Origin of the sequence: Herbidospora mongoliensis (assembly GCF_001570545.1) — a bacterium.
In the GTDB taxonomy this organism is placed as follows: Bacteria; Actinomycetota; Actinomycetes; order Streptosporangiales; family Streptosporangiaceae; genus Herbidospora; species Herbidospora mongoliensis.
Genome location: NZ_BBXD01000008.1, coordinates 506,944 through 521,530 on the forward strand (window position 1 = coordinate 506,944; position 14,587 = coordinate 521,530).

The window sequence follows — 14,587 nt, forward strand, 5'->3', positions numbered from 1 at the left end:
GTGATATGCACGTGGGGATTCTCGGGCCGCTCGAAGTGCGGGCCGACGGGGGCGGGTCTGTCGCGATCGGCGGGGCCCGATTGCGTGCTCTTCTTGTACGTCTGGCGCTCGACCCCGGCCGTCTGATCACCCACGACGAACTCGCGGAGGCCCTGTGGGGCGCCGCGCCCCCGGCCGACCGGGCCAACGCCCTGCAGTCCCTGGTGTCCCGGCTGCGCCGGGTGCTGCCCGACCCGGGGGCACTGCGCTCCGAACCCGGCGGCTACCGGCTGGCGCTGCCGAAGGAGAACGTCGACGCCCGCCGGTTCGCGGGCCTGGCCGTGAAGGGCCGCACCGCGCTGGCCTCCGGCGATCACCGGCAGGCCGCCGCGTGCCTGGGCGAGGCGGCGGCGCTCTGGCGGGGCCGTCCGCTGGCCGACGTGGCCGATGCGCCGTTCGCCGACGCCGCCGTGGCCCTGCTCGACGAGTCGTGGCTGGCCGCCACCGAAGACCGTCTCGACGCCGAGATCGCCCTGGGCGGTGCGGAGACGGTGGTGTCGGAGCTGCGTGACCTGGCCGCCCGCCATCCGCTGCGGGAACGCGTCCACGCGCTGCTGATGCGGGCGCTGTCGGCGTCCGGCCGCCGGGCCGAGGCGCTGACCGTCTTCGAGGAGGTCCGGCACGGCCTGGCCGACGACCTCGGCGTCGATCCAGGCCCCGAGCTGCGCGAGGCCCATCTGGCCGTGCTGCGCGAGGAGCCGGGGCCGCGAAGGGGGCGTCCGGCGATGCGGGCGCCGCTGACCAGCTTCGTCGGCCGCGACCACGACATGGCCGAGATCTCCCGGCGGCTGGCCGACAGCCGCCTGGTCACCCTGGTCGGGCCAGGGGGAGCCGGCAAGACCCGGCTGGCCAGCACGATGGCCGCCGGGCTCGACCGGCCCGTCTGGCTGGTGGAGCTGGCCCCGGTGACCAACCCCGACGACGTGCCGCAGGCGGTGCTGACCGCGGTCGGGGCGGGGCAGACCAAGGCGCAGGACGGCACCGTCGCCCGGATCGTCGAGGTGCTGTCGGGCGGCGAGAGCGTGCTGCTGCTGGACAACTGCGAGCACCTCATCGACGCCGCCGCGCGGCTGGCCGACGAACTGCTGGGGCTGTGCCCCCAGCTGACGGTGCTGGCCACCAGCCGTGAGGCGCTCGGGATCTTCGGCGAGTCGCTCTGGCCGGTGCCGCCGCTGGCCGACGAACCGGCGGTCCGGCTGTTCCTCGACCGGGCCGAGGCGGTCCGGCCCGGGTTCGCCCTCACGCCCGAGAACACCCCGGTCGTGCTGGAGATCTGTCACCGTCTCGACGGGCTGCCGCTGGCCATCGAGCTGGCCGCGGCCCGGTTGCGCTCGCTCACCGTCGATCAGGTGGCGGCCCGGCTCGACGACCGGTTCCGGCTGCTGACGGGCGGGAGCCGTACCGCGATGGCGCGGCACCAGACGCTGCGCGCCGTGGTGGCCTGGAGCTGGGACCTGCTCGGCGACGACGAGCGCGACCTGGCCGAACGGCTCGCGGTCTTCCCCGGCGGGTTCACCGCCGAGGCGGCCGAGGCCGTCGGGGGCTCGCTCGACCTGCTCGCCGCCCTGGCCGACCGGTCGCTGCTCCAGCTCATCGACGGGCCCCGCTACCGGATGCTGGAGACCATCCGCGAATACGGCCTGGAGCGCCTGGCCGAGCGCGGCGAGGTCGACCACGTCCGCACCGCGCACACGCGCTACTTCCTCAGCCTGGCCGAGGAGGGCGGCAGCCAGATGCACGGCCACGGGCAGCTCACCTGGATCCGTGTCCTCGGCACCGACCACGACAACCTGCTGGCCGCCTTCCACTACGCCATCGAGCGGGGCGACGCCCGCACCGCGACCAGGATGACCGCCGCCCTCGGCACGTTCTGGATGATCACCGGCCGCCGGGCGGAGTCGGTGCCCTGGCTCAAGTCGGCGCTCGACCTCGGCGATGAGAGCGATCGGGACGCGTGGCTCGTCACCACGATGATGTATCTGCTGAACTCGCTGATGAGCCAGCCGGTGGAGGGCAGCGAGGCGCTGATCGCCCGGTTCGGCGACATCTCCCAGACGGCCGACGTCGACGACGACCCCCTGCTGTGTCTCATCACCCCGATCTACCACCTGTTCATCGACGACGTCGAAGGCGGCCTCGCCGCGATCGAACGGGCCTTCGCGGTGGCCGACACGTGGAGCCGGGCGATGCTGCTGATGTTCCGGGGCTTCATGCGGGAGAACGAGGGCGACCCCAGCGGCATGCTGGCCGATCTGAGCGAGGCCGCCGCCGGATTCCGCGAGGTCGGCGACCGCTGGGGGCTGGCCCAGGCGCTGACGTTCATCGCCGACGCGGCCATGCTGTTCGGCGACTTCGACCTCGTGGTGAAGTCGCTGGAGGAGGCCATCGAGCTGACCAGGCTGCTCAACCCCGACGACGACGCCGGGCACCAGCGCATGTATCTGGCCACCGCGCGCAGCCGCCAGGGCGACATCGACGGCGCCCGCCACGAGCTCCAGCTGATGGCCGAGGCGAGCCGGAACGAATGGTCGATCAGGGACGCCGCGTTCTCCCGGGTCGGGCTCGGCGATCTGGCCCGCGAGGTGGGCGACCTCGCCGAGGCGAGGGTCCAGTACGAAGAGGCCGCCCTCGCCATCGACCGGTCGGGCATCGTGTCGCCACAGTTCCGGGCGCTGACACTGACCTGTTTCGGCCACTTGTCGATCGCCGAGGGTGACCTGGAGACCGCCGCCTCCGCCGCCGCCGAGGCCGCCCAGCTGGCCGACTCGGTGCGCGACCGGCCGGTGCTGGCCCGGGTCGGCGTGCTGGCCGCCGAAGTGGAGGGCGCGCGCGGAAACGCCGAAGGGGCGGCCCGGCTGCTCGGCGCGAGCGAGCAGCTGCGGGGCGCCCCCGACGCGTACAACCCCGATGTCTTCCGGATCTCCGCCCAGTTGCGGGAGACCCTCGGCGACGAGGCCTATTTCGGTGCCTACGGCGAGGGGGCCGCCCTGGACCGGGCGGCCGCCATCGATCAGGTCCTGCGCCGGTAGGCCCGCACCGCCAGCGGCGCGAACAGCGCCAGCAGCCCGAGGCCCCAGGCGACGACCCAGACGAGGTGCGTGGCCACCGGGCCGCCGATCATGAGGCCGCGGGCGGCCTCCATCGCGTGGGCGACCGGGTTGACCTTCACCCAGGCCTGGAGCCAGCCCGGCAGGGTGTCGGACGGCGCCATCATGCCGGTGCCGAAGGTCAGCGGGAACATCGTCAGGAACGCGACGCCCTGCACCGCGCCCGGCTCGCGCAGCACCATGCCTAGCAGGACGAACGCCCAGCTCAGGCAGAACGCGAACCCGATGGTCATGACCACGGCCGCGAGGGCGGGCAGGATGCCGGTGACCAGCTGGAAGCCCAGGACCAGGCCGCAGATCGTCAGAGAGAGCGTGGCGACGACGTAACGGATCAGGTCGCCGAGCACCGACCCGATCAGCGGCGCGGAGCGCCCGATCGGGAGGCTGCGGAACCGGTCGAAGACGCCCTTCTTGAGGTCGGTGTTGAGGCTGACCCCGGTCGCCACCGAGGCGAACACGACGGTCTGCACCAGGATCGCCGGGAGCAGGAACTGCAGGTACTCGTGGGTGTCCCCGGCGATCGCGCCGCCGAGCAGGAACACGAACAGCACCACGAAGATGATCGGCTGGAGGGTCACGTCGAGCAGCTGTTCGGGGGTCCTGATCGTCTTTATCAGGCTCCGTCGCGCCAGCGCGAGACTATGTCTGACCAGTGCGAAAGGGCGTGGCTGCGGCCGGGTGGGGGTCGCCTTCGTCTTCTGGACGGGGGGAATGACGGTGGTGGTCATCGGGGGGATCCTTCTCAGGCCGCGGCGGATTCGTCGGTGGAGCGCTCGCCGGTGAGGGTGAAGAACACCTCGTCCAGGCTGGGCAGGCGCAGGGAGAGTTCGGTGACGGAGATGCCGGCCTGGGCCAGCCGCGCCACCACTTCGGTGAACTGGGTGTCGCCGTCGACGGGCACGCTGACCACGCCACGGCTGGGTGATTCGGCCGGGCGGCCGGAGACGCCGGTCAGGATCGCCTCGGCCTCGGCGAGACGGGCGGGGTCGGCCGGGCGGGCGATGACGGTCTGACCGCCGACGATCCGCTTGAGCTCGGCGGGCGTGCCGTGGGCGATCGACCGGCCGTGGTCGATGACGGTGATCTCGTCGGCCAGCGCGTCGGCCTCTTCCAGATACTGCGTGGTCAGCAGCACGGTCACCCCGTCGGCGACCAGCCCGCGCACGATGTTCCAGACGTCGTCGCGCTTGGACGGGTCGAGGCCCGTCGTGGGTTCGTCGAGGAAGATGACGTCGGGCCGGCCGACCAGGCTGGCGGCGAGGTCGAGGCGGCGGCGCATGCCGCCCGAGTAGGTCTTGGCTTGCCGTGCTCCCGCTTCGGCAAGCCCGAACTCACTGAGCAACTCGGTGGCCCTGGCCTGGGCCTCACTCTTGCGCAGATCCAGCAGCTGGCCGATGAGCACCAGGTTCTGGATGCCGGTCAGGTCTTCGTCGACGGAGGCGTACTGGCCGGTCAGCCCGATCTGGCGGCGGACCTTGGCGGCGTCCTTGACGACGTCGAGCCCGCCCACGAAGGCCCGGCCCTCGTCGGGGCGCAGCAGGGTGGCCAGGATCCGGACGGCGGTGGTCTTGCCGGCCCCGTTCGGCCCGAGCACCCCGAGCACGGAGCCCTGCCGGACGGAAAGGTCGAGCCCGGCCAGCGCGGTCGTCTTCCCATAGCGTTTTACGAGGCCGCGAGCCTCGAATGCGTATTCCATGTCTCAAGAGTGAGGCCCGCCGCTGTCATCCGCCGCACAGCGGCCTGTCAGCCTCAGCGGACCCTCAGCAGCGCCTCAGCCCGCTCTCAGCGAAATGTGCGGGATATAGCGCTTTCGCAGCTCAAGCCATAAATAGCTGTCGGCAGGCGGGTGGCGCCCATCAGCAAGCTCGGCGGGCAAGAACGCCGCCGGAGGCTCAGGCGGCGGTCTTCGCCCCCAGTCGCCGGGCCAGATCGCGGGCCGCTTCCCTGCCCGCCCGGTTCGCGCCGACCGTGCTGGCCGAGGGGCCGTAGCCGACCAGGTGGACCAGGGGGTTGGCCACGACGCGGGTGCCGTCCATGCGGATGCCGCCGCCGGGTTCGCGCAGCTTCAGCGGGGCCAGGTGACGGAGGTCTGCGCGGAAGCCCGTCGCCCAGATGATGACGTCGGCGGGGACCACCTCGTCGTTCCAGGCCACGCCTTCCGGGACCATGTGGGTGAACATGGGGTGCCTGGTGAGGGCTCCTGTTTCCAGGGCCTCTTTCACGATTGGGGTGTAGGTCAATCCCGTCACGCTGACCACGCTCTGCGGCGGCAGGCCCGCGCGGACGCGTTCGTCGACCAGAGCGACCACCGCGCGGCCGTCGAAGCCCTCGGGGCGGAAGTCGGGTTCGCGGCGGGTCACCCAGACGGTCGACCTCGCGACCGCACCGACCTCGGAGAGCACCTGCATCGCCGAATGGCCGCCGCCGACCACCACGACGTTCAGGCCGGTGAACTCGCCGGGGCCTCTATAAGAGGCGTAGTGCAGCTGCCGTCCGTCGAAACGCCCGGGATAGAAGGGCCAGTGGGGGCGGGTCCATGTGCCGGACGTATTGACGATCGCCCGTGCGCGCCATTTGTCATCCACCACGAAACCCGGCCTGACAGTTCCCACTTTGTGGGGGCGCACAACGTCCAAGCCCATTGTCTTTTCATAAAGGGCGAAATATTCGGGTACGGCCTCCGCCGCCGTCCGCCCCGGATCGACGGCGGGCCGGGGCATCCCGGGCAGGTCGAAGATCCCGTGCACCCGGTCCATGGTCAGCGTGGGCGACCGGTGCCGCCAGGCCCCGCCAGGGGATTCCTCCGCATCGAGGATGACCTGCGACAACCCGAACCGGCGCAGGAAGTATGAGGCCGACAGCCCGGCCTGGCCCGCCCCGATCACCACAACGTCGACATCGATCACGAGACTGACAACCAAGTAAACCCCGTGGAACTTCCCGAATTAGCGGACATTCGCGGGACGAGCTTTCCCGTTGTTTTGTGTGTGCTGCCGAAGGAGTTCCGACCACTTATTGCATGATCGATCCATGAGGTTCGGGACGTACGTGATCGCCCTAATCATGGGGCTGGGCTTCTGGGGGGCCGCGCTTCCTGCGCAGGCGGCCGCCCCGATCTCGGAGACCGGTATTGCCGGTCACTGGGACAAGCCGATTAAGAAGAAGTACAAGAAGTACAAGAAGATCAAGAAGGTCAAGCGCGCCAAGTGGGTCAAGTGGCGTCACAAGCGGCCGCGGGTGGAGTGGCACCACATTCACCACCGCCACCTGACTGACCACACCCGCCACTGGCTTCACAAGCACCACCACCACAAGCGCGACTTCCACCACCGCCACCACCACCACAAGCACCACAAGCACTTGATCCACGAGAAGTGCATCCGGCATCACGATCACCACGTGATCCACCACAAGCCGCGTAAGCACCACGAGCACGAGCACCACGGTCACCACGGTCATCACGGCCACCACGGTCACCACGTGCTCCCGCTTGAGCCGCTGGAGCCGACGACGACCGGTTTCGAGGCGCTTGAGGGCGCCGAGACCGCTCCTCGCATGGACCAGGGCATGGAGCAGGGCATGGAGTGGGCCGACGGCATGCAGGTCGCCGACGGTGCCGAGGTCATGGACGCCGGCTTCGGGTCGGGCCAGCGTCTCGCTGCGGTCGCTTCCGAGCACTGCAAGGGCGAAGAGACCGACGCCGAGGGCGACGAGGACGCCGAGGGTGACGAGGGCCTTGAGGACGAAGTCCTCGAGGACGAGGAGCCCGGTGTCGAGGACGCCCAGGTCTGGGGCCACGAAAAGAAGAAGAAGCGTCACCACCACCACCATCACGGTGGCGGCATTCCCGGCCCGCCCGGCCCCGAGGGTCCTGAGGGCCCCGTCGGTCCCGCCGGTCCTGCCGGCCCCGCGGGTGCGAACGGCACCTCCGGTGCTCAGGGTCCCGCCGGTGCCACCGGCCCGGTCGGTCCTGTGGGCCCGGTCGGCGCCACCGGCGCTCAGGGTCCCGCGGGTTCGACGATCACTGGTGTGCTGCACGTCGCCGGTGCGCCGATCACCCTGCTCCCGCTGCTGAACGGCCAGGCCAGCGGTGGCAGCTGCCCCATCGGCAGCACGCTGATCGGTGGCTCGTGGACTGTCCCGCTGCTTGCGCAGGGCATTCCGATCGCGCCCACCCGCAGCGTCGCCAGTGGTACGCAGTGGCAGATGCAGTTCGTGAACACCGGGCTGCTGCCCACGGTGATCACGGTCTCGTCCACCTGCCTCGCCCACTCCTGATCATTCAGGAGTCGGCCGGTAGATAGCGGGTCGAGAGCCAGATCACCGCTCCGAGGACCAGTCCTGCAGAAAGGGCCAGCCGAAGCGACGTCGCGTCGGCGAGGAACCCGATCAGGACTGGTCCGAGGAGTAGCCCGGCGTAGCCGATGGCGGCCGTCTGCGCGATGGCCGGCCCCGACTGCGCCGGGTCGGCGCCGCCCGCCAGCGACAGCGCGAACGGGATCACGGTGGCCATCGCCACTCCGGCGACCAGCAGCCCGGCCAGGGCCACCCCCACCACCGGGGCCGTGATCACCACGGCGAACGACAGCGCCACCACGATGCCGCCGAACCGCAGGCACGCGGCGGCGCCGTAGCGTCTGCGCAGCCGGTCACCGGCCAGCCGGGCGGCCAGCATGCCACCGGCGAACAGCGGATAGCCGAGGGCGGCCAGCGACTCGGGGGCGCCGAGCACGTCGCGCAGGTAGAGGCCGTTCCAGTCGCCCACCATGCCCTCGATCATGAAGGCCGCGAAGACCACCACGCCGAGCACGTAGACCACCGGGGGCAGTCGCCGGCGTACCGCCGCGTCGCCGTCGTCGCTGCCGGGATCCGGCAGGTACGTGCGCGACAGCGCCGCCGCCACCGGCAGGCTGGCCAGCGCCACCAGGATCAGGTGGTCGCGGAACGACAGGTCCAGCCGGATCGCGCCGATCCCGATGGCCCCGGCCGCGATGGCCCCGATCGACCACCCGGCGTGGAACCCGCTCATCAGCGACCGGCCCGAGGCGTTCTCGGCCACGGCGCCCTGGGCGTTCATGGAGATGTCGAACAGCCCGACGGCCATGCCGAACGCGGCCGCCGCGATGATCAGTACGAGATAACCGGGCGCCACCGCCACCCCGACGAGGGTGAGCGCGCTCAGCGGCATCGACAGGACGAGCAACCGGGCGCTGCCCAGCCGGTGCAGCAGGGGCCGGGAGCCCTGCATGGCCAGCAGCCCGCCGACCGCCCATGCGAGCAGGACGATGCCGAGCTGCGACTTGGTCAGGCCGATCGTGTCCGTCATGGCGGGGACGCGGACCGTCAGCGTGCCGGACATGATCCCGCACAGCACGAAAGCCAGCGTCGTTCCTAATCGGGCCCTGGTCAGGTCGTGCGCCAACAGGGGTGTCCTCTCGTCGTAAGGGAGGATGGGCACGCAGAGCCGGACCAGATTACGTGTCAAGGTCGTTGTCATCTAATACTGGTCGGAAATATGTGAAATCGGGCACATGTCAGGATGGATTCATGCGAGCCGGAATCACGATCCTTCCTGAACACCGCCGCCCGGAACTCGAACGCCGCTGGCGCGCGGCCGAGACCTACGGCTTCCACAGCGCGTGGACCTTCGACCACCTGGGCTGGCGGTCCCTCGTCGACGGCCCCTGGTTCGGCTCGGTGCCGACCCTGGCGGCCGCCGCGATGGTGACCTCGCACATCGAGATCGGCCTGCTGGTCGCCTCGCCGAACTTCCGCCACCCGGTGCCGTTCGCCCGCGACCTGACCACCCTCGACGACCTCTCCGAGGGCCGGTTCACGCTCGGCGTCGGCGCGGGCAGCCGGGGCGACTACGACTCCCGCGTCCTGGGCTGGAAGCCGGCCAGCCAGCACGCCCGCTACGCCGAGTTCGTCGAGGTGCTCGACCTGCTGCTGCGCAACGAGCGGGCGTCGTGGTCGGGCGACTACTACACGGCGGTCGAGGCCCGGAACACGCCCGGCTGCGTGCAGCGCCCCCGCGTCCCGTTCCTGGTGGCGGCCAACGGGCCGAAGGCGATGGCGCTGGCGGCCCGGTTCGGCGAGGGCTGGGTCACCACCGGCGCGCCCGGCATGGAGACCATGGGCGCATGGTGGGACGCGGTCGCCGAGGCGCACCGCCGGTTCGACGACGCGCTCGACGATCTGGGCCGTTCACGTGAGCATGTGCGCCGACTTCTGCAGACCGATTCGGCACCTGTCTATTCACTGTCCAGTGTCGAGTGTTATCGCGATTTTGTAGGAAGGTCTGCCGAACTCGGTTTCACCGACATGGCGGCGCCCTGGCCGCGCGAGACTGGCATCTATGCCGGTGACGAATCGGTTCTCGACGCGGTGGCGGCGGACGTGCTGCCAGAACTCAGAGGGGCGCAATGACCGAACTCTTCGGCAACCTGACCCCAGAGGAACAGATCGACTTACGGACCCGCGGCCGGCAGCGCATGTGGGCTCGCGGGGAGATCGTCTTCACCGAGGGTGACCCGTCGACGTGGGTGCTCCTGGTCCTGTCGGGACGGGTGAAGATCTCGGCCGCGACCGAGTCGGGGACCGAAGTGGTCTTGGCCGTACGCGGCCCCGGCGCCGTCGTCGGGGAGATGGCCTCCATCGACGGCCAGCCCCGGTCGGCGACCGTGACCGCGGTCGAGCCGGTCGAGGGCCTGGCCATCCACGACTTCGCCGGGTTCCTGCGGGAGAACGGGCGGGTCGCCGTGCTGCTCATGCGGACCGTCACCGAGCGCCTGCGCGACGCCGACCGCAAACGGGTCGAATACGGCGGGCTCGACACCGCCGTCCGGGTCGCCAACCGGCTCGTGGAACTGGCCGACCGCTACGGCGAGGAGGTGCCGGGCGGCGTCAGCCTGGTGCTCCCGCTCTCCCAGGACGAGCTGGCGAGCTGGGTCGGGTCCTCCCGCGAGGCCGTCAACAAGGCACTTCGCGGATTCCGTGACCGAGGTCTGATCGAGACGGGCCGCCGGCGCGTACTTATATGTGACATGGACGGACTGCGGAGCCGCGCACGTCAGTCGTAGTGAGTACTGGTTCACAGAACTTCCCGGTGGTCCGCCCTACTGTCGATCATGTTGCGGGAATGGTTCCGGGAAGGACGATGTGGACATGAGCGACCGCCTGGCGGAGTTCGCCGCCGTCTATGTCACGCTCTACACGACCCACATGATCGTGGATCACTGGATCCAGACCGATCACCAGGCCTGCACCAAGATCCAGCCCGGCTGGGCCGGTCGGCTGGCCAACACGTGGCACGTCCTGACCCACGTCGCACTCGCCTTCGTCGGCCTGATGGTGCTGGTCTGGCAGCTCGGCGCCGTCTTCGCCCCCGCCGACGTGGTGATCGGCCTGGCCGTCACCGGCGTCACTCACTGGATCGCCGACCGCCGCTGGCCGATCCAGTGGCTCGCCGCCAAGACCGGCCGGGCCAAGTTCAGCTCGCTCGGCATCCCGCGTCCCGGCCATGACGACAACCCCTCCATCGGGACGGGGGCGTATGTTCTTGACCAGACCTGGCATCTCGCCTGGCTCTTCGTCTCGGCACTGATCATCGTCTAGGGGGCGTCATGATCCTCAGGTACGCGGCCTTCACCACCGACCCGTCCGGCGGCAACCCGGCCGGGGTCGTGCTCGACGCCACCGGCCACACCGACGCCGAGATGCTCGCCGTCGCCGCCGACCTGGGCTACTCCGAGACCGCGTTCCTGTTCCCCGAGGGCGGCTCCCGCTACACGATCCGCTACTTCAGCCCGCTGGCCGAGGTCGCCTTCTGCGGCCACGCCACCATCGCCACCTCGGTGGCGCTCGGCGAAGTCAGCGGCTCCGGCACCCTCCACCTCACCACCAAGGCCGGCCCGGTCGACGTCGACGTGGTGGCCGAACCGAACGGCCCGGTCACCGCCACGCTCACCTCGCCGCCCGCGAGCACCCGCGCGGCCGACCCCGCCGACGTCACGGCCGCGCTGAACGCCCTGGGATACGCCCCCGGCGACCTCGACCCCGCCTACCCGGTCCACGTCGCCAACGCCGGCATGAACCACCTGATCCTCGGCCTGACCTCACGAGAGCTGCTGGCCGGCCTCGACTACGACTTCGAGGCCCTCGGCGCCCTGATGGCCGCCCGCGACTGGATCACCGTGAACCTCTTCTGGGCCGAGTCGCCGCTGATCTTCCACGCCCGCAACCCGTTCCCGCCCGGCGGAGTGGTCGAAGACCCCGCCACCGGCGCGGCGGCCGCGGCCTTCACCGGCTACCTGCGCGACCTCGCCCTGATCAAGGAGGACGACGTCGTCACCATCCACCAGGGCGCCGACATGGGCCGCCCCAGCCTGCTGACCGCCGCCCCGCTGCCCGACGACCAGCGGATCAGGGTCAGCGGCCGGGCCGTGAGGTTCGACAGCGAGCCCTGAGCACCCCGGTCGGTCTGGCGTGAAAAGTGTACGATCATGCCGTGCCATGGCCCTGGTCGGCGGGGTCATGGCTAATGGGCGACATCCCAGAACGCGATCTCATGTTCCATCCCGCGCAGGAACAGTTCCCGTGCCCGCCCTGGATGGACGTCGGCCTCGTCGATCATTGAAGCGATGCGTTCGGTGAGCGCCTGGAAACCCGGATCGGCGTAGGTGTCGACCCACGCCCGATAACGCGGCGCGGCCTTCTCGGCGAGTGCCTGACCGAGCGTCGAATAACCCCACATGCACGGATAGAGCGCCGCCAGCCCCTCGCCGTAATGGGCGGCGCTGTCGAGCAGGAACTCGGTGTAGTCCGCGCACGCCTTGCCCTTGGTGGCCGTGTTCAGGTCGGCGCCGTAGCGGGCCGACATCGACCGGTGCAGCGAGAGTTCGTCGTGGAAGGTCGCGTAGGCGAGGTCGACGAGGTCGCCCAGATGCGCGTCGGGCGCCTGCCAGGCGAGCCGGGAGAAGACCCGGACGTAGTCGAGCAGGAACAGGTAGTCCTGTTCCAGCCAGGCGCGGAAGGTCGCCTCGGGCAGACTGCCGTCGGCGATCCCCCGGACGGTCGGATGGGCGAGCTGCCGCTCCACGAGCGGACGGCCGAGACTGTGCAGTTCTTGGGAAAGCGACACGACCCCATTTTTACCCGCCGGGTCCGACGATTCCCCCGGGCGCTAAGGTGATGCCATGCCCGCTGGCCCACTGGAGCCGGGAGATCCGCCCGCACTCGGAGCCTTCGAACTGGTTCGGCGGCTGGGCGAGGGCGGTCAGGGGATCGTCTACGAAGCCCGCTCCCCGGCCGGTGAGCGGGTGGCCGTCAAACTGCTGCGCGGCGGGGCCGATCCCGGCATCCGGCGGCGGCTGGCGCGAGAGCTGGAGTCCGCGCAGCGGGTCGCGCCCTTCTGCACCGCCCGGGTCCTGCACGCCGAGCTCGACCGGCCCGCTCCCTTCGTGGTCAGCGAGTTCATCGACGGGCCCTCCCTGCAGGACCGGCTGCGTGATCTGGGGCCTCTGCGCGGAGGCGACCTCGAGCGGCTGGCCGTGAACACCGCCGCCGCGCTGGCGGCGATCCACACCGCCGGGGTGGTCCACCGCGACTTCAAGCCCGCCAACATCCTGCTCGGCCCCGACGGGCCGCGCGTGGTCGACTTCGGCATCGCCCAGCTCGCCGACGCGAGCACGATGCCCACATCCATTTCCGGCACCCCGCCCTACATGGCCCCCGAGCAGCTCAACGGCGTCCACGGGTCGGCCGCGGCCGACGTGTTCTCGTGGGCGGCGACCATGGTCTACGCGGCGACCGGCGAGCCGCCGTTCGGCAACGACACCGTGGCGGCCGTCTTCAGCCGCATCCTCACCGCGCCGCCCCGGCTCGACGGCGTGCCCTCGCCCCTGCGGGAGACCCTGACCCGCTGCCTGGCCAAAGACCCCGAGTCCCGGCCCACGGCCCACGACCTGTTCACCCTGCTCGTCGGAACGGGCCCGCAGACGGCGGTGCTGCGGGAGCGGAAGCGCCACATGGGGGCGCGCCTGGCCGCCGCCGGCGTCGGCTTCGCCATCGCGGTGACGGCCGGAATCGTGTGGACCGCCGTCGGCGGCCCCTCGGAAACCGGCGCCCAGACCGACCCGGCCACCCGGGCCGTCGAGCAGGACCCGGCCACCGAATCGGGTGGCCAGGAGGATCCCGCGACCGATTCCGGCGGCCAGGAGAGCTCCGCCGCGACCGCCGACGGGCAAGGAGGCGGCCGGGCCGCCCAGGGCGAGGGCATCCCCGAATCCTTCGCCGGGACCTGGACCGGCGAGGTCTTCCGCGACGACGATCGCTCCAATCCGACCGCCGTCACGCTCACGCTCGAACGCGGCGCCCAGCGGGGCACCTGGCAGCGCGACGACTGCGAGCAGGCCGTCCAGCTCAGCGGGACCCGCCAGAACGGCGAGATCCTGCTGATGGCCCTCGTCCAGCGTGGTCAGTGCGTCGGGGGCGACATCACCCTCACGCTCATCAAACCGGCCACGCTGGGCTTCGAAGGTCAGGAGGGCGGCGGCTCGACCGGATACCAGGGCACCCTCGGCAGGTCCTGAGAGGTCATGCCCGGGTGATCTGGAACGTGTAGCCGCCGGTCTTGGCGGCCCCCGACCTGACGACCAGCGCGTAGGACCCGTCGCCGTTCGCGAGGGCGATGTCCGCCTCGTACCCGCACAGCGGGATCGGCTGGCGCGGGGTCGAGATGCTCTTCTCGGCCGCGTCCACGAGCTCCAGTTCGATGGCCTCGCAGGCGCCGTTCCCGCCGATGATCTTAATGGCCTTCGCGCCGTCGGAGTCGAACTCGTAGCGGTCGATGCGGCCGGGCACGTCGAGCTGGCCGTTGATGTTCAGGCCGATCGTGGTGGGGATGTCGCGGACCTTCACCGTCGCCACGCGGAAGCTGTAGGGGCCGATGACGTTCGTGCCCCCGTACACCTCGAGACGGTGTTTCCCGGCTTTGGTGAGCTTCACGACGGTGGAACCCCACGAGAAGGCGACCCCGGCCGGGCCGATCGGTTCGCCGTCGACCTCGGAGACGACCTGGAACTCGATGGCGTCGCCGGACATGTCGGTCACGAAGAACTCGCGGGCGTCGCCCAGGTCGAGCGGGTAGGCGTCCCGCTGCCCGGCGCGGGTGAGCTCGGCCGAGATCTCGGCGCCGTCGGCGATGACGCCGGGCTGAGCCTCCGCAGGATCCGAAGCCGGATCCGAAGCCGGATCCGAAGCCGGATCCGAAGACGGGTCCGAGGGGGCGGCCGGTTCGTCGGAGGCTTCGGGGGCGGCGGTGCTGGTCACCTCGTGTGCGGTGCCAGTGGTGGGCTGTTCGCCGGAGAGGGCGGCGCAGCCAGTGGTGAGTGCGAGGAAGACGACGGCGAGGGGGAGAGCGGCCTTCATGACACCAATAG

Annotated in this window: 13 protein-coding genes; 7 read left to right on the forward strand and 6 right to left on the reverse strand. The window is 70.7% G+C overall.

Going from position 1 to position 14,587, the window contains the following annotated elements; translation table 11 throughout:
* Positions 1-5: 5 nt before the first annotated feature.
* A complete protein-coding gene (locus AW272_RS02565; protein ID WP_066360681.1) occupies positions 6-3,068 on the forward strand; it encodes an AfsR/SARP family transcriptional regulator in 3,063 nt (1,020 codons plus the stop codon).
* On the opposite strand, the gene AW272_RS02570 is transcribed toward AW272_RS02565, so the two are convergent.
* From AW272_RS02570 to AW272_RS02580, 3 genes are all read right to left on the reverse strand, one after another.
* Entirely contained in the window at positions 3,050-3,874 is an 825-nt protein-coding gene (locus AW272_RS02570; RefSeq protein ID WP_066360686.1) for an ABC transporter permease, read from the reverse strand. The two genes, AW272_RS02565 and AW272_RS02570, sit on opposite strands and share 19 nt — an antisense overlap.
* A gap of 14 nt (positions 3,875-3,888) precedes the next feature.
* A complete protein-coding gene (locus AW272_RS02575; RefSeq protein ID WP_066360687.1) occupies positions 3,889-4,842 on the reverse strand; it encodes an ATP-binding cassette domain-containing protein in 954 nt (317 codons plus the stop codon).
* A gap of 196 nt (positions 4,843-5,038) precedes the next feature.
* Complete coding sequence (locus tag AW272_RS02580; protein WP_066360688.1) at positions 5,039-6,052, reverse strand: NAD(P)-binding domain-containing protein; 1,014 nt, start codon at positions 6,050-6,052, stop codon at positions 5,039-5,041.
* Positions 6,053-6,176: 124 nt separating this feature from the next.
* Here AW272_RS02580 and AW272_RS43975 point away from each other — a divergent pair, with 124 nt between their 5' ends.
* Positions 6,177-7,424, forward strand: a complete 1,248-nt coding sequence (locus AW272_RS43975; protein WP_066360690.1) for a hypothetical protein — start codon at positions 6,177-6,179, stop codon at positions 7,422-7,424.
* A 4-nt stretch (positions 7,425-7,428) separates the two neighbouring features.
* Here AW272_RS43975 and AW272_RS02590 read toward each other — a convergent pair whose 3' ends face one another.
* Entirely contained in the window at positions 7,429-8,631 is a 1,203-nt protein-coding gene (locus AW272_RS02590) for an MFS transporter (RefSeq protein ID WP_169807475.1), read from the reverse strand.
* A 62-nt stretch (positions 8,632-8,693) separates the two neighbouring features.
* Between AW272_RS02590 and AW272_RS02595 the strand changes: the two genes are divergently transcribed.
* From AW272_RS02595 to AW272_RS02610, 4 genes are all read left to right on the forward strand, one after another.
* Positions 8,694-9,575, forward strand: a complete 882-nt coding sequence (locus tag AW272_RS02595) for an LLM class flavin-dependent oxidoreductase (protein ID WP_066360692.1) — start codon at positions 8,694-8,696, stop codon at positions 9,573-9,575.
* A complete protein-coding gene (locus AW272_RS02600) occupies positions 9,572-10,228 on the forward strand; it encodes a Crp/Fnr family transcriptional regulator (RefSeq protein WP_066360694.1) in 657 nt (218 codons plus the stop codon). The genes AW272_RS02595 and AW272_RS02600 overlap by 4 nt, the downstream gene beginning before the upstream one ends.
* 85 nt (positions 10,229-10,313) lie before the next feature.
* On the forward strand, positions 10,314-10,763 hold the full coding sequence (locus tag AW272_RS02605) for a DUF3307 domain-containing protein (RefSeq protein WP_066361196.1): 450 nt from the start codon (positions 10,314-10,316) through the stop codon (positions 10,761-10,763).
* An 8-nt stretch (positions 10,764-10,771) separates the two neighbouring features.
* Positions 10,772-11,614, forward strand: a complete 843-nt coding sequence (locus AW272_RS02610) for a PhzF family phenazine biosynthesis protein (protein WP_066360696.1) — start codon at positions 10,772-10,774, stop codon at positions 11,612-11,614.
* A gap of 71 nt (positions 11,615-11,685) precedes the next feature.
* Here the strand turns inward: AW272_RS02610 and AW272_RS02615 are convergent, their stop codons facing one another.
* Entirely contained in the window at positions 11,686-12,288 is a 603-nt protein-coding gene (locus AW272_RS02615) for a TenA family protein (protein ID WP_066360698.1), read from the reverse strand.
* Between the two features lie 55 nt (positions 12,289-12,343).
* On the opposite strand from AW272_RS02615, the gene AW272_RS02620 reads away from it, so the two are divergent.
* Positions 12,344-13,738, forward strand: coding sequence for a serine/threonine-protein kinase (locus AW272_RS02620; protein ID WP_066360700.1), 1,395 nt, complete (start codon positions 12,344-12,346; stop codon positions 13,736-13,738).
* A gap of 4 nt (positions 13,739-13,742) precedes the next feature.
* Here the strand turns inward: AW272_RS02620 and AW272_RS02625 are convergent, their stop codons facing one another.
* On the reverse strand, positions 13,743-14,576 hold the full coding sequence (locus tag AW272_RS02625; RefSeq protein ID WP_066360702.1) for a hypothetical protein: 834 nt from the start codon (positions 14,574-14,576) through the stop codon (positions 13,743-13,745).
* Positions 14,577-14,587 lie beyond the last annotated feature (11 nt).